14 protein-coding genes are annotated in these 17445 nt (G+C 74.1%); 7 read left to right on the top strand and 7 right to left on the bottom strand.

Annotated features, from left to right (window positions below; all coding sequences use genetic code 11):
- Positions 1-43: 43 nt before the first annotated feature.
- Positions 44-2512 (bottom strand): phosphoketolase family protein, encoded by a 2469-nt coding sequence (locus CLV34_RS03455; protein ID WP_100349202.1) that lies wholly within the window; start codon positions 2510-2512, stop codon positions 44-46.
- Positions 2513-2708: 196 nt separating this feature from the next.
- Between CLV34_RS03455 and CLV34_RS03450 the strand changes: the two genes are divergently transcribed.
- Together CLV34_RS03450 and CLV34_RS03445 are read left to right on the top strand one after the other, a co-directional pair.
- Entirely contained in the window at positions 2709-3680 is a 972-nt protein-coding gene (locus CLV34_RS03450; RefSeq protein ID WP_245858948.1) for an SURF1 family protein, read from the top strand.
- 89 nt (positions 3681-3769) lie between these two features.
- Positions 3770-5245 carry an MFS transporter gene (locus tag CLV34_RS03445; RefSeq protein ID WP_100349201.1) on the top strand — a complete coding sequence of 492 codons (1476 nt, stop codon included), beginning with the start codon at positions 3770-3772 and terminating at the stop codon, positions 5243-5245.
- 41 nt (positions 5246-5286) lie between these two features.
- Here CLV34_RS03445 and CLV34_RS03440 read toward each other — a convergent pair whose 3' ends face one another.
- The 3 genes from CLV34_RS03440 to CLV34_RS03430 form a co-directional block, all read right to left on the bottom strand.
- Positions 5287-6417, bottom strand: a complete 1131-nt coding sequence (locus CLV34_RS03440; RefSeq protein WP_100348800.1) for a TRM11 family SAM-dependent methyltransferase — start codon at positions 6415-6417, stop codon at positions 5287-5289.
- Positions 6418-6508: 91 nt separating this feature from the next.
- Positions 6509-8248 (bottom strand): ABC transporter ATP-binding protein, encoded by a 1740-nt coding sequence (locus tag CLV34_RS03435; RefSeq protein ID WP_100348799.1) that lies wholly within the window; start codon positions 8246-8248, stop codon positions 6509-6511.
- Positions 8245-10050: an ABC transporter transmembrane domain-containing protein gene (locus CLV34_RS03430; RefSeq protein WP_100348798.1), complete on the bottom strand. Its 1806-nt coding sequence runs from the start codon at positions 10048-10050 to the stop codon at positions 8245-8247. Before CLV34_RS03430 ends, CLV34_RS03435 begins: the two co-directional genes overlap by 4 nt.
- Before the next feature lie 183 nt (positions 10051-10233).
- Between CLV34_RS03430 and CLV34_RS03425 the strand changes: the two genes are divergently transcribed.
- The 3 genes from CLV34_RS03425 to CLV34_RS03415 all read left to right on the top strand — a co-directional run bounded on the left by CLV34_RS03425 (position 10234) and on the right by CLV34_RS03415 (position 12465).
- Positions 10234-10626: a DUF3817 domain-containing protein gene (locus tag CLV34_RS03425; RefSeq protein WP_100348797.1), complete on the top strand. Its 393-nt coding sequence runs from the start codon at positions 10234-10236 to the stop codon at positions 10624-10626.
- Positions 10627-10816: 190 nt separating this feature from the next.
- Positions 10817-11107: a GlsB/YeaQ/YmgE family stress response membrane protein gene (locus CLV34_RS03420; protein WP_100348796.1), complete on the top strand. Its 291-nt coding sequence runs from the start codon at positions 10817-10819 to the stop codon at positions 11105-11107.
- 83 nt (positions 11108-11190) lie between these two features.
- The gene (locus CLV34_RS03415; protein ID WP_100348795.1) at positions 11191-12465 is read left to right on the top strand and encodes a ThiF family adenylyltransferase; all 1275 of its coding nucleotides are present in this window, start codon (positions 11191-11193) and stop codon (positions 12463-12465) included.
- Positions 12466-12522: 57 nt separating this feature from the next.
- On the opposite strand, the gene CLV34_RS03410 is transcribed toward CLV34_RS03415, so the two are convergent.
- Genes CLV34_RS03410 through thiO form a run of 3 tightly spaced genes read right to left on the bottom strand, consistent with a single transcriptional unit; the run spans position 12523 to position 14925 of the window.
- A complete protein-coding gene (locus CLV34_RS03410; protein WP_100348794.1) occupies positions 12523-13365 on the bottom strand; it encodes a thiazole synthase in 843 nt (280 codons plus the stop codon).
- Positions 13358-13591, bottom strand: a complete 234-nt coding sequence (gene thiS, locus CLV34_RS03405) for a sulfur carrier protein ThiS (protein WP_100348793.1) — start codon at positions 13589-13591, stop codon at positions 13358-13360. The genes CLV34_RS03410 and thiS overlap by 8 nt, the downstream gene beginning before the upstream one ends.
- Positions 13588-14925 (bottom strand): glycine oxidase ThiO, encoded by a 1338-nt coding sequence (gene thiO, locus CLV34_RS03400; protein WP_245858947.1) that lies wholly within the window; start codon positions 14923-14925, stop codon positions 13588-13590. The genes thiS and thiO overlap by 4 nt, the downstream gene beginning before the upstream one ends.
- A 119-nt stretch (positions 14926-15044) precedes the next feature.
- On the opposite strand from thiO, the gene thiE reads away from it, so the two are divergent.
- Together thiE and guaA are read left to right on the top strand one after the other, a co-directional pair.
- The gene (gene thiE / locus CLV34_RS03395) at positions 15045-15734 is read left to right on the top strand and encodes a thiamine phosphate synthase (RefSeq protein WP_100348792.1); all 690 of its coding nucleotides are present in this window, start codon (positions 15045-15047) and stop codon (positions 15732-15734) included.
- A 70-nt stretch (positions 15735-15804) separates the two neighbouring features.
- Positions 15805-17397: a glutamine-hydrolyzing GMP synthase gene (gene guaA / locus CLV34_RS03390; protein ID WP_100348791.1), complete on the top strand. Its 1593-nt coding sequence runs from the start codon at positions 15805-15807 to the stop codon at positions 17395-17397.
- Positions 17398-17445 lie beyond the last annotated feature (48 nt).

Here is a 17445-nt window from a genome sequence, read left to right as displayed (position 1 = left end):
CGGGAGACCCCGTGAGCCCGACCCGTCACCCGGGGACGTGCGTTCACTCGTTGTCGCCGCCCGTGCCGATCGTCGCCTCGACCTGGTCGCTGTCCGCGAGGTCCTGCGCGTCCGGCCACACCCAGTCGCGCACCTCCGGCAGGTCGTCGCCGTGCTCGCGCGTGAACTGGCGCGCCTCGAGCCGCTTGTCCTGCATCTCCTGGCGCAGGCCCGCGTAGCGCTGCGACACACCAGGGACGCGGTCGACCACGTCGATGACCAGTGAGAACCGGTCGATGTCGTTCAGCATCGCCATGTCGAACGGCGTCGTCGTGGTGCCCTCCTCCTTGTACCCGCGCACGTGGATGTTCGCGTGCCCCGTGCGGCGGTACGTGAGGCGGTGGATGAGCCACGGGTACCCGTGGTACGCGAAGATCACCGGCTTGTCGCGGGTGAACAGCGTGTCGAAGTCCTTGTCCGACAGGCCGTGCGGGTGCTCCTTCTCGTCCTGCAGGCGCATGAGGTCCACGACGTTGACGACGCGCACCTTGAGGCCCGGGACGCGCCGGCGCAGGATGTCCGCCGCCGCGAGGATCTCGAGCGTGGGGACGTCGCCCGCGCACCCGAGGACCACGTCCGGCTCCTCACCCTCCGTCTCCGTGCCCGCCCAGTCCCAGATGCCCAGGCCGCGCGTGCAGTGCGCCACCGCCTGGTCCATCGTGAGGAACTGCGGCGCGGGCTGCTTGCCCGAGACCACCACGTTGACGTACTGCCGGCTGCGCAGGCAGTGGTCGTACGTCGACAGCAGCGTGTTGGCGTCCGGCGGCAGGTAGACGCGGACGACCTCGGCCTTCTTGTTCACGACGTGGTCGATGAACCCCGGGTCCTGGTGGCTGAACCCGTTGTGGTCCTGGCGCCACACGTGGCTCGACAGCAGGTAGTTGAGGCTCGCGACCGGCCGCCGCCACGGGATGTGGTTCGTGACCTTGAGCCACTTCGCGTGCTGGTTGAACATCGAGTCGATGATGTGGATGAAGGCTTCGTAGCTCGTGAACAGGCCGTGGCGCCCCGTGAGCAGGTACCCCTCGAGCCAGCCCTGGCACTGGTGCTCCGAGAGCTGCTCCATCACGCGACCGACGCGCACCAGGTGCTCGTCCACCGCGGGGGAGAAGTACTCCGCGTTCCACTGCTTGCCCGTGACCTCGAAGGTCGCCTGCAGGCGGTTGGACGCCGTCTCGTCCGGCCCGAAGATCCGGAAGTTGTCCGGGTTGCGCCGGATGATCTCCGTGAGGAACGTCCCGAGGACACGCGGCGCCTCGACCGCACCGCTGCCCGGCTGCGGCACGTCCACCGCGAAGTCACGGAAGTCGGGCATCCGCAGGTCGCGCAGCAGCAGCCCGCCGTTGGCGTGCGGGTTCGCGCTCATGCGCAGGTCGCCCGCCGGGGCCAGCGCGCGGACGTCGTCCAGTACCCGGCCCCGGTCGTCGAACAGCTCCTCGGCCCGGTACGACTTCAGCCAGTCCTCGAGCACCTTCAGGTGCTCGGGCGTGTCCCGGGCGCTCGCGAGCGGCACCTGGTGCGCCCGCCACGACCCGACCGTCTTCTTGCCGTCGATGTACTCCGGACCCGTCCAGCCCTTCGGCGTGCGGAACACGATCATCGGCCACGCCGGACGCGGCATGTCCGGCCCCTCTTCTGCCGCGCGCGCCTTGATCGCCGCGATCTCGTTGAGCACCTCGTCGAGCAGCGCGGCGAAGCGGTGGTGGATGCTGTCGAACGACTCGCCCTCCGGGTCGTCGGCGACCTCGAACCAGTACGGCTTGTGGCCGTAGCCCACCATCAGCGACTCGAGCTCCTCGCGACCGATGCGGTCGAGGATCGTCGGGTTCGCGATCTTGTACCCGTTGAGGTGCAGGATCGGCAGGACCACCCCGTCGTGCGACGCGTTGAGCAGCTTGTTCGAGTGCCAGCTCGTCGCCAGCGGACCCGTCTCCGCCTCGCCGTCGCCGACCACCGCAGCGACCAGCAGGTCCGGGTTGTCGAACGCCGCACCGTACGCGTGCGAGAGCGCGTACCCGAGCTCGCCGCCCTCGTGGATCGAGCCCGGCGTCTCCGGCGCCACGTGCGACGGGATGCCGCCCGGGAACGAGAACTGGCGGAACAGGCGCCGCAGGCCGTCCTCGTCCTCGGTGATGTCCGAGTAGTAGTCCGAGTACGTGCCGTCCAGGTATGTGCTCGCCACCAGGCCCGGGCCGCCGTGACCCGGCCCGGCGACGTAGATCGTCGACTGCTCGCGCTCCGCGATCGCGCGGTTCAGGTGCGCGTACAGGAAGTTCAGGCCGGGCGTCGTCCCCCAGTGGCCCAGCAGGCGCGGCTTCACGTCGTCCCGCGAGAGCGGCCGCCGCAGCAGCGGGTTGTCCAGCAGGTAGATCTGGCCGACGGACATGTAGTTCGCCGCACGCCACCACCGGTGGATGCGCTCTGCGGTCTCGGCGTCGAGCGAGGCGTCGGGCACGGACTTCCAGGGGGACATCTTCCACACGCTCCTTGAGGTGCTCGGGTTGACGTCCTCATTCCATCGCAGGGGGCTCCGCGGCGCGCGGCGGGCGCGCGGGGGTCGCGGGCGGACCACTGCGAGGTACGTCACGCCTCTGCGAGGTACGTCACGCTCGGGCCGGAGCGGGCCGTCATGGTCCGGAGGGCGCGGCCTGCGCCGCTACGGTGGGACGGTGACCTCCGCAGGACCGCGCGCGACGCCCGCGCGCCCGACGTGGGGCGAGGTCGCTCGCCGACCCGCCATGATCGGCCTGCTCGTCGCCCTCCTCGCCCTCGCCGCCGTGTTCGGCGCGCTCGGCAAGTGGCAGCTCGACCGCGCCTACGAGCGCGGGCACACCGCGCAGCAGCACACCCTCGACCAGCGGCTCGCCGACGAGGAGGCCGCCGGTCCCCAGGGCCTCGGCACGGTCCTCCCGCCGCAGTCCACGTTCACCAACGCGATGGTCGGCGAGCTCGTCGAGGTCAGCGGCGCCTACGAGCCCGACGGGCAGGTGCTCGTCCCCGGGCGCGCCCTCGACGGCCGCACCGGGTACCTCGTCGTCACCCCCCTGCGGGTCACCGACGACGGGACCGGCGGTGCGTCCTGGGCCGACCTCTCGGGGGCCCCCGTGCTGCCCGTCGTCCGCGGGTGGGTCGCGGGAACCGACACACCCACCCCGCCCGTGCCGCCGGCAGGGACCGTCCACCTCACGGGCTACCTCCAGGCGTCCGAGGCGACGACGGCCGACGACGGGCTGCCCGCCGGGCAGACACGGTCCGTGTCGTCCGGGGCGCTCGCGAACCGCTGGGGCGGACCCATCTACGCCGGGTACCTCGTCGTGCGGCCGGCCGCGGACGGCGGTGGGACCGGCGCCCCCACCGTCACCGACGCGGCCGACGCGCCCGTGGGCGTCCTCGTGGCCCTGCCGCGGCCGGTGGCCGAGGGCGCGGGCGGCGTCAACTTCCAGAGCCTGTCCTACGCGTTCCAGTGGTGGCTGTTCGCGTGCTTCGCCGTGTTCGTATGGTGGCGGATCGTGCGCGACCACCGCGACAGCGAGCGCGCCGCGGTCGGGCTGACCGGCGGGGCGACCGGCGAGCCCGCAGAGCCCGGACGGCGGACGGCCGCGGACGAAGGGATCGCCGGGCTCCCCGCTCGCCGTCCGTGATCGCCCCCGACGACCCGCCGTCAGCGACCTGACAGCGGGGCCAGCGACGTGTCAGCGGGGCGACAGCGCGCCCGAGCAGAGTGGACGTCATGACCACATCAACCCTGTCGCCGCAGCCTGCGACCACGCGGACCTACTCGTCGCTGCGCGCGGCGTGGATCCCGATGGCTGCCCTGTGCCTCGCCTTCTTCGTCGAGATGGTCGACAACACCCTCATGTCCGTCGCGCTGCCCACCATCGGCCGCGACCTCGGCAGCAGCACCACGGCCCTCCAGTGGGTCAGCGGTGCCTACTCCCTGACCTTCGGCGGCCTCCTGCTGACCGCCGGCTCGGTCGCCGACCGGTTCGGCCGCCGTCGCGTCCTGCTCGTCGGGCTGGCCGCGTTCGGCACCATCAGCCTCGGTGCGCTGCTCGTCTCCACGAGCGGCGAGCTCATCGTCCTGCGCGCCGCGCTCGGCCTCGCCGCCGCCTGCATGGCGCCCGTGACCAACTCGCTCGTCTTCCGCCTGTTCGACGACAAGGCGCTCCGCATGCGCGCCATCACCGTGATGATGGTCGTCGGCATGTCCGGCTTCATCCTCGGCCCGCTGCTCGGCGGCACCGCGCTCGCGCACGTCAGCTGGCAGTGGCTGCTCCTCATCAACGCGCCGATCGCCCTGATCGCGTGGATCGGCGTGCGCCTCGGTGTCGCCGCCGACACGAAGGACGGCCTCACGGACGACGCCCTCGACCTCCCCGGCGCCGGCCTCAGCATCGTCACCATCGGCCTCGCCTGCTACTCCCTGACCAGCGGCGTCGACCACGGCTGGCTCTCGCTGCCCACCCTCGCCTCGGTCGTCGGGGCCGTGCTCGCGGCGCTGCTGTTCGTCCGGCACGAGCGCCGCAGCGCGGCGCCGATGCTCGACCTGGACCTGTTCAAGAACGGGACCGTGCGCGGCGCCTCGATCGCCCAGATCGGGACGGCCGTGGCGATGGCCGGCATCATGTTCGGCCTGGTCCTGCACTTCCAGTACGCGTGGGGCTGGAGCCCGGTGAAGGCCGGCCTGGCGAACCTGCCCATGATCGTCACGATGCTCGGCGCCACCCCGTTCTCCGAGTGGCTCGTGAGCCGGTTCGGGCACCGCGTCGCGTGCCTCGTCGGGGCGGGCTTCCTGGCCGTCGGCGTGGGCGGGATGGCCTGGGGCGTCGAGCACGGCTACCTCGCCATCGCGGCCGCGATGGTCGTCATGACCGTCGGCCTGCGCACCGTCATGACGGTCGGTGCCGTCGCGCTCGTCGACGAGATGCCCGCGAACCGCACCACGATGGGCACCGCCCTGAACGACACCGCCCAGGAGGTCGGCACGAGCGTCGGCACCGCGGTCGTCGGGACGCTCATCGCGACCCTCGTGGCGAGCACCCTCCCGGCCGGCACCTGGTCCGACGAGCTCGTGGAGTCGTTCCTCCACGGCGAGCGGATCACGTACGCACTGCTGGCCGTCGTCGTCGGTGTGGTCGCGGCCTTCGGGGCCTGGACGCTCAGCGACTCCCGCTCGACCGAGGAGCACGCCGACGCCGAGGCGTGACCGCCCGCCTGCCGACCCCGACGACGGGGTCGGCAGCGGCGTCAGGGCTTGCGGGCGACGACGAGGTCCCGCTGGATCGACTGGTCGACCCGGTGCGCGAACCCGCGGTGCGTGGCGTCGTCCGCGGGCTCGAGCCCGGCGTCGGCCAAGAGGCTCACCAGGGCGTCCCGGGGCGCGACGCGCGTGTTCCACGAGATGCCGACCGCACCACCCCGCCGCAGCAGCCGCGACCACACGGGCACGGCCTGCTCGAGCAGCGCGAGGGGGCTCCGGTCGAGGACGTCCCGGCCACCCCGGCCCGTCCCCGTGCCGCGCGACCGCGTGCCGTGCTGGACCCCGTACGGCGCGTCCGTCACGACGACGTCGACGCTCCCCGGCTTGACCAGCTCGGCCGTCCGGAGGGTGTCGGCCGCGTGGACAGTGACCTCGAGCGAGCGCCCGGCGGCCCACTCCTCCCGGGTCAGGCCGAACGCCGCGTGGAACCGGCGCCCGAGGCTCTTGCCGTCGCGGCGCTGCGTCGACAGGTCCGCGGCGTGCTTGTAGCGGTGGGTCTTGAGCCACGTCCGTAGGAAGGTCGCGTACGCCTCGACGTCCTGCGTGTCGAGGTCGACGCCGATCGCGTCCCACCCTGACGCGAGCGCCAGGTTGAGCGTCGTGCCGCGACCGCACATCGGGTCGAGGACCCGCAGCCGGCGTTCGCCGCGCGGGCCACCCGTGAGGACGTCCGCGGGGGCGCCGAGGGCGTCGGGCCGGTCGGTCGCCAGGACGGTGGTGTTGAGGAGCAGGCGCGTGAAGTCCTCGTTGGTCTTGCCGGCGTACTTCTGGATCGTGAGCAGGTCGGACGGCAGGACGTCGCGCCGGGGCGCGAGGACGGGACGCAGCAGTCGTGTGGCGGTCGCGGCGTCGCCGTCGGTGTCGCCGGGGACCGTCTCGAACAGGGCGTAGAGCGACGAGAGGTTCGCGATCGCGCGGGTGTCGGCGTCGCTGAGCGCACCGTCGAGCGTGAACCCGACGTACGGCACCCCCGCGACGGTCTGCTCGGCGACGTCGCTGACACGACCGTCGAGGGCGCGGTCGCCGAGGACGCGCAGCTCGGCCGCGGCGAGCCGTGGCGCGTCGGCGGCGTAGACGCGGTTGTGGGAGGGGGAGACGAGGAACGCGAGACGGGTCACGGGACCATTCTCCCGCGCCCGCCTCTCGCGATCGTCCTGCCGTCGTCCCCGTCGCCGACCGGGCGTCTAGCCCGCTCGGAGCTCGGGAGGGCTACTCGTGCTGCCAGGAGTGCCACAGCTTGGCGTAGTCGCCGCCCGCCGCGACGAGCTCGTCGTGCGGGCCGATCTCGGTGATCCGGCCGCCGTCGACGACGGCGACACGGTCGGCGTCGTGCGCGGTGTGCAGGCGGTGCGCGATCGCGACGACGGTCCGCCCCTCGAGGACGCCGTTGAGCGACTTCTCGAGGTGCCGGGCGGCGCGCGGGTCGAGCAGCGACGTCGCCTCGTCGAGCACGAGCGTGTGCGGGTCGAGCAGCACGAGCCGTGCGAGCGCGACCTGCTGCGCCTGGGCAGCGGTCAGGACGTGGCCGCCGGACCCGACCTTCGTCGCGAGACCGTCGGGCAGCGCCTCCGCCCAGCCGCGGGCGTCGACCGCGTCGAGGGCCTCGGCGAGCCGCTCGTCCGACGCGCCGGTGTCGGCGAGCCGGAGGTTGTCGGCGAGGGTCCCCACGAACACGTGGTGCTCCTGGGTGACGAGTGCGACGTGCCCGCGCAGGTCCTCGAGCGGCAGGTCGACGAGGGGCACGCCACCGACCGTCACCGAGCCGCCGGTGGGCGGGTGGATGCCGGCGAGCATGCGCCCGAGCGTCGACTTGCCGGCGCCGGACGGCCCCACGATCGCGAGCCGCTCACCGACGCGCAGGTCGAGGTCGATGCCGTGCAGGACGTCGTGCCCCTCGCGGTACGCGTAGCGCACGCCGGTCCCGACCACGTGCTCGTCGGACGGCACCGCCGTCCCGGCCTCGCGGTCCTGCGGGACCTGACCGACACCGACGACCCGCGCGAGCGACACGGCGGCCACCTGGAGCTCGTCGAGCCAGAAGATGAGGTCGAACACGGGCCCGCCGAGCTGGAACCCGAAGGCGACGACGGTCGTGACCTCACCGACGGACGCGTGCCCCTGCGAGACGAGCCAGCCGCCCCACAGCATCGCGATCACCGGCGCGGCGGAGAACGCCGCGTCGACGGTCGGGATGAGCACGAGCCGCAGGCCGAGCGTGAACCGTTCGGCCTCGAACGCCTCGCGCAGGTCGCGGCGGACGCGGCGGCGCAGGGGGGCGCCGAGGTGCAGCGCGTCGGTGGTGCGGGCGCCTTCGACGGCCTCGGTGATCGTGCCGTTCAGCGTCGCGTACGCGGCGGACTCCCGCAGGTACCCGGGAGTGGCGCGGCGCAGGTACCAGCGCGTCGCGAGCACGACGAACGGGATGCCGACGAACAGGCCGAGCGCGACGAGCGGGGCGACGACCAGCGCGGCCGCGAAGGTCAGCAGGATCGTCACCACGCACACGAGGATGCGGGGGACACCGAACCGGACGGCGTGCTGCAGCTTGTTGACGTCGTTCGTGGTGCGCGCGACGAGGTCGCCCGTCCCGGCCCGCTCGACGGTCGACAGCGGCAGCCGGGTGACGGTGTCCATGAAGCTCTCGCGGAGCTCCGCGAAGACCTTCTCGCCGAGGATCATCGACGCCTTCTGGGCGAACCGGATGACGACGGCCTGGACGAGGACCGCGGCGACGAGGACGCCGACGAGCCGGTCGACCGCGCTCGTCGTCGTGCCGTCGGTGACCATGTCGACGAGCCGGCCGAGCAGCCAGGGCCCGGTGAGGCCGGCGACAGCGGCGACGGTGTGCAGGGCGAGGACCTTGCCGAGCTCGGTCCGGTGGGCGCGGAGCAGCGTCGCCGTCTCGCGGCGGACGGTCGACGGGTCCGCGATGGGGAGCGTGGCGCTCATCGGGTCCTCCCTGCGGTCGCGTTCTCGGTCTCGGTCTCGGTCTCGTTCTCGTTCTCGGCCGCGCCCTCGACCTCGTCCATCGACCGGCCCACGACCGCGCGGTAGCGGGCGGCGGCGGCGTCGGCACGGGTGAGCAGCTCGGCATGGGTGCCGTGCGTCACCACGCGGCCGTCCTCGAGCAGCAGCACGTCGTCGAGGTGGTCGAGGACGAGGGGGCTGGCGGTCACGACGAGCGTGGTGCGGCCGCGCCGGACCTGGGCCACGCGCTCGGCGATGCGCGCCTCGGTGTGGGCGTCGACCGCGCTGGTCGGCTCGACGAGCACGAGGATCTCCGGCTCGGTGAGCAGGGCGCGCGCCAGGGCGACGCGCTGCCGCTGCCCGCCGGACAGCGAACGGCCCTTCTCCGGCAGCTCGCCGGCGAGGCCGCCGGGCACGGAGTCGAGGACGTCGTGCGCGTCGGCGACGGTGATCGCGTCCAGGAGCTCGCGCTCGACGGCGCGGCCCCGGGCGTCGAGGGCCTCGCCGAGGATGCCGGAGAACAGGTGGCCCGTGGCCTCGGACACGACGACGCGGTGGCGCAGGTGCTCCTTGTCGAGGTCGGCGAGGAGCGTGCCGCCGAGGCGGACGGGCGTCGTGGCCTCGGCGTCGTCGTCGAACCGGCCCAGGCGGGTGGCGACGGCGGCGGACGCGTCCGGGTCGGCGCACACGAGCCCGACGACGCGGCCGGGCGCGAGCACCAGCCCGGAGGTCTCGTCCTCGAGGGCGGCGCCGGGTGCGGGCGCCGTGGCCGGGGTCGCGGGCGAGGGGGTCGCGCTCTCGGTCCGCAGCACGTTCTGGATCTTGCCGGTCGCGACGAGGCCGCGGGTGACGATCTGGAGCGTCTGCGTCGCGATCTGCAGGGGCCAGGACAGGAACGCCGCGTAGGCGTAGAAGGTGACGAGCTGGCCCGCGGTGATGTCGCCGGCGATCGCCTCGCGGGCGCCGAGCCAGATGACGAGCGCGACGAGAAGACCGGGCAGGAGGGCCTGGAGGCCGTCGAGCCACGACTGGATGCCAGCGACGCGGACGCCCTCGCGCCGCACGACCTGGGACTGCTCGGCGTACCGGGCCGCGAAGACGCCCTCGCCGCCGATGCCGCGCAGGATGCGCAGACCCGAGACGGTGTCGGCGCCGAGCGCGGTGAGGTGCCCCTGCTCCTCGCGCTGGGCCGCCTGCCGGGCCTGGAGCGGCTTGACGAGCAGAGCCAGGATGCCGGCGACCACGGGCAGCCCGAGGACGACGACGAGCCCGAGCGGGAGCGACATCACGCACATCACGACGGCCACGCCGACGTACGCGACGAGCGACCCGACGAACCGCCCGGCGATGGCGTAGACCTCGCCGGTGCGCAGTGCGTCGTTGGCGACGGCGGAGACGACCTCGCCGGTGGGCAGCTCGCGGGTGATGCGGTGGCCCGTGCGGGTGGCGTGGTCGCCGATGCGCTGCGACGACGCGAACGACGCGCGCAGCCAGTTGAGGACGTCGTACTTGTGGCTCAGCGCCCCGGCGGTGACCATGACGACGCCGTTGGCGAACATGATCCCGACCCACAGCAGGAGCTCGGGGCCGAACCCGTTGCTGAGCCCGTCGTCGATGGCGTGGCCGAGGAGCAGCGCGGTGAGCGACTGCGACACCATCGTCACGGAGCCCGCGACGAGGGAGGCGGTGAGGATGCCGCGCTGGCGCCACCCCTGCCAGAGGAGGGCGCGCGCGGGCGAGTCGAGCGGCGGCGTGCCGACGTCGGGCTGGGGGAGGGGAAGCACCGCATAACATTAGGTCGGCCCTCGGACATCGATCACCCGAATAACGGGCCGACCCGGCACACCGGACTGTGACGCACGCCATGCGCGCGGCGTGGGACCGGTGTGCACGACCTGTGCTGAACCGTGGGACCGGGCTCCCGGCCCCGGCCGCGTGGTTCAGCCGCACCGACCTGCGAGGCGAGCATGACGTCCCCGACCACCGGCAAGTCCGTCGACACCGCGGCCGCCCAGACGGCCATCCGCAAGGCGCGCGGCGCGCTCGCGCGCTACCGCGTGATGGCGATCGTCACCGGCGTGATGCTGCTCCTGCTCTGCGTCGAGCTCCTGCTCAAGTACGTGGTGGACGTGTCGTGGATCGGTGCCGTCGAGTGGATCCCGTACGCGCACGGGTGGATCTACGTCGTCTACCTCGTGACGGTCGTCGACCTGTGGTCCAAGATGCGGTGGCGGTTCCCGCGCCTCGTGACCCAGGTGCTCGCGGGCGTCGTCCCGGTCATGAGCTTCGTGGTCGAGCGCAACGTCCACCGCGACGCGGAGGCGAAGCTCGACGGGCTGGCCTCGCAGTACGGCGTGTGACGTGGACGCCTGACGCCGACGCCTGACGCGGAGGACCGGCTGTCGCTTTTCCCACGGTTCGTGCCGACAGGCAACCGGTAGCGCGTCCGCGGCGACGAGGACGCGTTCCGCGTGCGTGCCTCCCGCGCGGACGGCACCTTAGGGGAACGTTCATACCAGAACGGTACGAAGCCCCCCAAGGAGACATTCCATGACTCTCACGGTCACCTCCATCGTCACGGCCATCATCGTCGGGCTCGTCATCGGCGCCCTCGGTCGCCTCTTCGTCCGCGGCCACCAGAACATCTCGATCCTCGCGACGATCCTCATCGGCATCGTGGCCGCCTTCATCGGCACGATCATCGCCGGGTTCCTCGGCGTGCGGCACACCGACGGCATCGACTGGATCCAGCTGTTCATCCAGGTGATCCTCGCCGCGCTGTTCGTCTCGCTGTACGCGGGCCGCACCGCCGGTCGTGGTCGTCGTCGCGGCATCCTCTGACCTTCGCTCTTCGGCCGGCGTCCCGCCGGAGCCCGCGCCGAAGCAGCGCCTGAAGGCGCCACGGGTGGCGCATGATGGGTCGCATGGGCACCGACCGCACCGCAGCACCTGTCGCCGAGGGCGGCGGACCCCGGTCCGCCGCCCTCGGGCCGTCCCCGGACACGCTCACCCGGGGCACGCTCGCCCCGGCCGAGCTCGCCCGGTACGCGCGGCACCTGCCGCTCCCCGGCGTCGGGCTGGACGGGCAGCGTCGGCTCCGCGACGCGCGGGTGCTCGTCGTCGGCGCGGGCGGGCTCGGCAGCCCGGTCGTCCAGTACCTCGCGGCCGCGGGCGTCGGCACGCTCGGCATCGTCGACGACGACGTGGTCGACGCCTCCAACCTGCAGCGCCAGGTGCTGCACCGCGACGCCGACGTCGGCCGCCGGAAGGTCGACTCGGCCCGCGACGCGGTGGCACGCACCAACCCGCACGTCGTCGTCGAGGCGCACCCGTTCCGCCTGGACGCGTCCAACGCGGTCGACCTCGTGTCCACGTACGACGTCGTGGTCGACGGGACCGACAGCTTCGGGGCCCGCTACCTCGTGTCGGACGCCGCGGAGGTCGCCGGGCGCCCCGTCGTGTGGGGTGCCGTGCACCAGTTCGACGGCCAGGTGGCCGTGTTCTCCGCCCGACCGCTCGGTGACCTGCCGGGCGTGACGTACCGCGACGTGTTCCCCGACCCGCCTCCCCCCGGCACCGTGCCCGACTGCGCGACGGGCGGCGTCCTCGGGGTCACGTGCGGGACCGTGGGCACCGCGATGGCCACCGAGGTCGTCAAGCTCGTCACCGGGGTCGGCACACCGCTGCTCGGACGCCTCGCGGTGCACGACGCCCTCGACGGGACGTGGCGCTACCTCACCGTCCGCGCCGACCCGGCGCGCGAGCCCGTCACCGCGGTCGCCGAGCCCGCGCCGGTCGCGTGCGCCGTCCCTGCCCGTGCCGACCAGGGCGCCGCGGGCGACACGTCAGCACCGGCCGCCCCTCCCACGGACGTCAGCGCCCGCGAGCTCGCCGACCTCCTCGAGTCCGGGGCCGACGTCGTCGTGGTCGACGTGCGCGAGGACTGGGAGCTCGCCGCCGAGCCGTTCGTGCACGCCCACGACCCGCGCGTACGCCACGTGCCGTCCGGCACCCTGCTCGGGGGTGGCGACGCGGCGCGACGGGCGCTCGCAGACCTGCCGGACGACCGGCCCGTCGCGGTGCTCTGCAAGGCGGGCCCCCGGTCGGCCCGGGTCGCGGAGGTCGCGCGGGAGGCGGGGGTCGACGCGCGCAACGTCGTCGGCGGGCTGGTCGCCTGGCGCACCGAGGTCTCCGTCTGACGGACCGCCCTGGCGACTGCGGTCGCGGGCGGATCGGACGCCGGCGGACCGGACCGGCTACAGGGCCAGGTCGAGGTTCCCGATGCGGCCGTCGACGGGCGACGACGCCAGGGCCTCCTCGCGCCGCGGGATGCGCCCCGCGCCCACCGCGAGCCGCCCCGCCTCGACCGCGTGCCGCATCGCGAGCGCCATCCGGACCGGGTCGTCGGCGCGTGTCACGGCCGTCGCGAGCAGCACGCCGTCGCAGCCGAGCTCCATCGCGAGCGCCGCGTCGGACGCCGTGCCGATGCCCGCGTCGAGGATCACCGGGACGCCCGCACGGGCTGCGATCGCGGCGATGTTGCGCGGGTTCGCGATGCCGAGACCCGAGCCGATGGGGGAGCCGAGCGGCATGACGGCCGCGCACCCCACGTCCTCGAGCCGCCGCGCGAGCACGGGGTCGTCGTTCGTGTAGGGCAGGACGACGAACCCGTCGCGCACCAGGACGGCCGCCGCGTCGACGAGGGCGAGCGGGTCGGGCAGGAGCGTGACGTCGTCCGCGACGACCTCGAGCTTGACCCAGTCGGTCCCGCAGGCCTCGCGTCCGAGCTGGGCGGTGAGCACCGCGTCGCGCACGGTGAAGCATCCCGCGGTGTTGGGCAGCGCGCGGATGCCGAGGCGTGCCAGCAGGTCCCAGACGCCGCCCTCACCGGACGACCCACCGGACGACCCGCCCGCAGGACCGGCCGGTCGGGCGCCCGGGACCACGCGGCGCAGCGCGACCGTCGTCAGCTCGGTGCCGGACGCCACGAGCGCGTCCTCGAGGGTCAGGAGGTTCGCGGCACCGCCCGTGCCCAGGACGAGGCGTGACCCGAACGTGTGCCCCGCGACCACGAGACCGTCGGCGAGCGCGTCAGCCACCCTGCACCGCCCCGACCACCTCGACGACGTCGCCCGGTCGGACGAGCGTCGTCGACCACGCGCTGCGCGGGACGACGGCGTCGCCCACGGCGACCGCGACGCCCCGCGCGACGCCGTCGCGGACCGCACCCGGCGCGAACCGGCGCACCACGTCGTCGACGGGCAGCGGTGCCGGCAGCGCGAAGGGAGCGCCGTTGACCAGGGCCGTGCCGGCCGGACCGCTCATCGCTGCGCGGGGGCGCCGTCGCGCGACGCCCACAGGCCGGCCGCGGCGAGCGGCGCGGGGCGGCGGCGCGGGCGGGGGGCGGGGGCGAAGCGGCGCGGGTCGGCGGGCACCAGCACGGCGGGCAGCGTGCCGCCCGTGAGCAGCGCGACGACCGCGTCGGCGGTCAGCGGCGCGTGCAGGACGCCGTTGCGGTGGTGCCCCGCGGCGACGAGCAGCCCCGGCACGCCGGACTCTCCGACGAGCGGGAGCAGGTCGGGCGTCGTGGGCCGCGCGCGCTGCGTGACGTCGAGCAGGACGCACTCGTCGAGCGCCGGCACGAGGACGCGCGCGTCGCGCAGCAGCGCGAACGTGCCGCCTGCCCGGGGGCGACGGTCGTCGGGGGTCTCCTCGGTGGTCGCGCCGACGACGATCTCGTAGCGGCCGTCCTCCGCGGGCTCGCGCGGCACGACGTACACCTCGCGGCCCTGGACGAGACCGCGCAGCACGGTCGGGAGCCGGAGCCACGGGTCGGCCTGCAGGCGCAGGGTCTGGCCGACCACCCCGCGCAGCGGCAGGAGGGGAGCCGTGGCCGCGCCGAGGCTCGCGGCGAGCGCCGTGGTGGCGACGCCCGCCGCGAGCACGGTCCGGTGCGCCCGGTGGGCGCGACCGGCGTCGTCGACGACCCCCACGACGGCCCCCTGCACCGTCGTGACCCGGTCTGCCGACGCCCGGACGAGGGTCGCCCGTCCGGTGGCATCGAGGGCGGCGAGCAGCGCCCGGTGCGTGGCGCGCGGGTCGACCTGGTGGTCGCTCCCCACGTGCGCGGCGGCCGTCACGAGCGGGCCGACGAACGGCGCGAGCCCGGCCGCCTCCTCGAGGTCGAGGTCGACCGTGGGCAGCCCCGCTGCGCGGTGCCGGGCGACGTCGTCGTGCAGCGTGCGCCGGTCGCCCGAGTCGTGCGCCAGCAGGACCGTGCCCGACGTGCGCAGGCCGACGTCGACGCCGGACGCCGCGGTGAGCTCGGCCGCGAAGGCGGGCCAGGCGTCCGCGGCGGCGCGGTGGAGCGCGGCGGCGGCGTCCTCGCCGGGCGTCGACTCGGCGGCCGGGGCGAGCATCCCGGCGGCCGCGTGGGTCGCACCGTCCCCGGGCTCCGGGTCGAGCAGCGTGACGGTGAGGCCCGCGGCGGCAGCACGCCACGCGATCGCGGCCCCGACGATCCCTGCGCCGACGACCAGGACGTCGGCGGGCTCGGCAGCGCGCGGGGGGCGCGGCGCGGGCGGCTTCGCGGGCGCGGTGGCGCGCGTCGGGCGAGTGTTCCGTGACGCGCCGGGGACGGCGCGCGGGGTGGTCGACAACGTTCGGCTCCCTATCGCTGGCATGACCCAGATCAGGTTCGACGGTCGACGCGCGCCCCGCGTCCTCTCAGCCCCGGAACGGGGACTCCCGTGCGCCGGTCACACTACACTCGCGGCTCATGACGAACCCGCCCGACGCGCCCGGTGCGTCCCGTCCCGGAAGCCTCCACGCGGTGCGTCTCGGCGCCGCCCGCCTGTACCTGTGCACGGACGCCCGGGAGGCGTCCGGCGACCTGGAGGACTTCCTCGACGCGGCGCTGCGCGGCGGTGTCGACGTCGTCCAGCTCCGCGACCGCGGCATCAGCACCCGCCGCGAGCTCGAGCTGCTCGAGCTCGTCGCGGACGTCGCCGCGCGGCACGGTGCGCTCTGGGCGGTGAACGACCGGGCAGACCTCGCGGCGCTCGCGGGCGCGCCCGTCCTGCACACCGGGCAGGACGACCTGCCGGTCGCCGTGGCCCGGCGGCTCGTCGGGCCCGACGTCCTGCTCGGTCGCTCGACGCACGCGGACGCCGAGGCGTCGGCGGCGGACGCCGACCCGGACGTCGACTACTTCTGCGTCGGCCCGGTGTGGCCCACGCCGACGAAGGCGGGGAGGCCGGCGGTCGGCCTGGACCTCGTGCGCCGGGTCGCGGCGTCCGGACCGACGACGCCGTGGTTCGCGATCGGCGGCATCGACGAGGAGACCGTCCACGAGGTCGTGGCGGCGGGGGCCCGACGCGTGGTCGTCGTCCGCGCGGTCACAGCCGCCGACGACCCCGAGGCCGCGGCGCGGCACCTGCGCGCCGTCGTGACGGGCGCGGACCGGTGACCGCCGACCTCCTGATCCCCGGGGGGACGTCCGTGCGACGCCTCCTGGGCCACCGGGAGACCCCCGTAGAATGGCCGCCGTGACCTCCACCTCGCCCGAACACGTCGCCCGTCCCGTGCTCGTCGTCGACTTCGGCGCCCAGTACGCCCAGCTCATCGCCCGCCGCGTGCGTGAGGCGAAGGTCTACTCCGAGATCGTGCCGCACACGTGGTCCGTGGAGAAGATGCTCGCGAAGGACCCCGCTGCGATCATCCTGTCCGGCGGCCCGTCGTCGGTCTACGCGGCCGGTGCGCCGTTCGTCGACCCGGCGCTGTTCGAGGCAGGCGTGCCCGTCCTGGGCATCTGCTACGGCTTCCAGGCCATGGCGAAGGCGCTCGGCGGCGACGTCGCCCAGACGGGGCAGCGCGAGTACGGCGGTACCGAGGTCGAGGTGTGCGCGGCCGGCGTGCTGCTCGCCGGCACCCCCGAGAACCAGACCACGTGGATGAGCCACGGCGACTCCGTGCACCGCGCCCCCGACGGCTTCGAGGTCCTCGCGACGTCCGCGGGCTCGCCCGTCGCCGCGTTCGAGGACAGCGCCCGCCGTCTCTTCGGCGTGCAGTGGCACCCCGAGGTCAAGCACTCCGCGCACGGCCAGGCCGTCCTGGAGAAGTTCCTCTACGAGGGCGCCGGGCTCGCCCCCGACTGGACGCCCGGCAACGTCATCGCCGACCAGGTCGACGCGATCCGCGCCCAGGTGGGCGACGCGCGCGTCATCTGCGGCCTGTCCGGCGGCGTGGACTCGTCCGTCGCGGCCGCGCTGGTGCAGAAGGCCGTGGGCGACCAGCTCACCTGCGTGTTCGTCGACCACGGGCTGCTGCGCCAGGGCGAGGTCGAGCAGGTCGAGCGCGACTTCGTCGCCGCGACCGGCGTGCGGCTCGTCGTCCTCGACGAGAAGGAGCGGTTCCTCACCGCCCTCGCCGGGCACACCGACCCCGAGACGAAGCGCAAGATCATCGGCCGCGAGTTCATCCGCGCGTTCGAGGACGCGGCGCGTCGCGTCGTCGAGGACGCCGGCGAGTCCGGTGGTGAGGTGAAGTACCTCGTCCAGGGCACCCTGTACCCCGACGTCGTCGAGTCCGGCGGCGGCGAGGGCGCGGCCAACATCAAGTCGCACCACAACGTCGGCGGCCTGCCCGACGACCTCCAGTTCGACCTCGTCGAGCCGCTGCGCACCCTGTTCAAGGACGAGGTGCGGGCCGTCGGGCGCGAGCTCGGCGTCCCTGAGGTCATCGTGGCCCGCCAGCCGTTCCCGGGCCCCGGCCTCGGCATCCGCATCATCGGCGAGGTCACCGCGGAGCGCCTCGAGATCCTGCGCGCCGCCGACGCCATCGCGCGCGACGAGCTCACCCGGGCCGGTCTCGACGACGACATCTGGCAGTGCCCCGTCGTGCTCCTCGCCGACGTGCGCTCCGTGGGCGTGCAGGGCGACGGCCGCACCTACGGCCACCCGATCGTGCTGCGTCCCGTGTCGTCCGAGGACGCCATGACCGCCGACTGGACCCGCCTGCCCTACGACGTCCTCCAGGTCATCTCCACGCGCATCACCAACGAGGTCCGCGACGTCAACCGCGTCGTCCTCGACGTCACCAGCAAGCCGCCGGCGACGATCGAGTGGGAGTGAGGGTGGTGTTGTCGGAGTCGGGGGCTGCCGTGCGGGTCTTCCATCCGG

Origin of the sequence: Luteimicrobium subarcticum (genome assembly GCF_002798015.1) — a bacterium.
Classification (GTDB): Bacteria; Actinomycetota; Actinomycetes; order Actinomycetales; family Cellulomonadaceae; genus Luteimicrobium; species Luteimicrobium subarcticum.
The sequence above is the reverse complement of the archived record's forward strand: the minus strand, read 5'-3'. Positions and strand labels throughout refer to the sequence as shown.

Bases quoted from the DNA above. Each gene is read 5' to 3' on its own strand.
- CLV34_RS03445 (WP_100349201.1), top strand. From the start codon at position 3,770: ATGACCACATCAACCCTGTCGCCGCAGCCTGCGACCACGCGGACCTAC.
- CLV34_RS03415 (WP_100348795.1), top strand. From the start codon at position 11,191: ATGGGCACCGACCGCACCGCAGCACCTGTCGCCGAGGGCGGCGGACCC.
- guaA (WP_100348791.1), top strand. From the start codon at position 15,805: ATGGCCGCCGTGACCTCCACCTCGCCCGAACACGTCGCCCGTCCCGTG.
- CLV34_RS03455 (WP_100349202.1), bottom strand. From the start codon at position 2,512: ATGTCCCCCTGGAAGTCCGTGCCCGACGCCTCGCTCGACGCCGAGACC.
- CLV34_RS03435 (WP_100348799.1), bottom strand. From the start codon at position 8,248: ATGAGCGCCACGCTCCCCATCGCGGACCCGTCGACCGTCCGCCGCGAG.
- CLV34_RS03425 (WP_100348797.1), top strand. From the start codon at position 10,234: ATGACGTCCCCGACCACCGGCAAGTCCGTCGACACCGCGGCCGCCCAG.
- CLV34_RS03420 (WP_100348796.1), top strand. From the start codon at position 10,817: ATGACTCTCACGGTCACCTCCATCGTCACGGCCATCATCGTCGGGCTC.
- thiS (WP_100348793.1), bottom strand. From the start codon at position 13,591: ATGAGCGGTCCGGCCGGCACGGCCCTGGTCAACGGCGCTCCCTTCGCG.
- thiE (WP_100348792.1), top strand. From the start codon at position 15,045: ATGACGAACCCGCCCGACGCGCCCGGTGCGTCCCGTCCCGGAAGCCTC.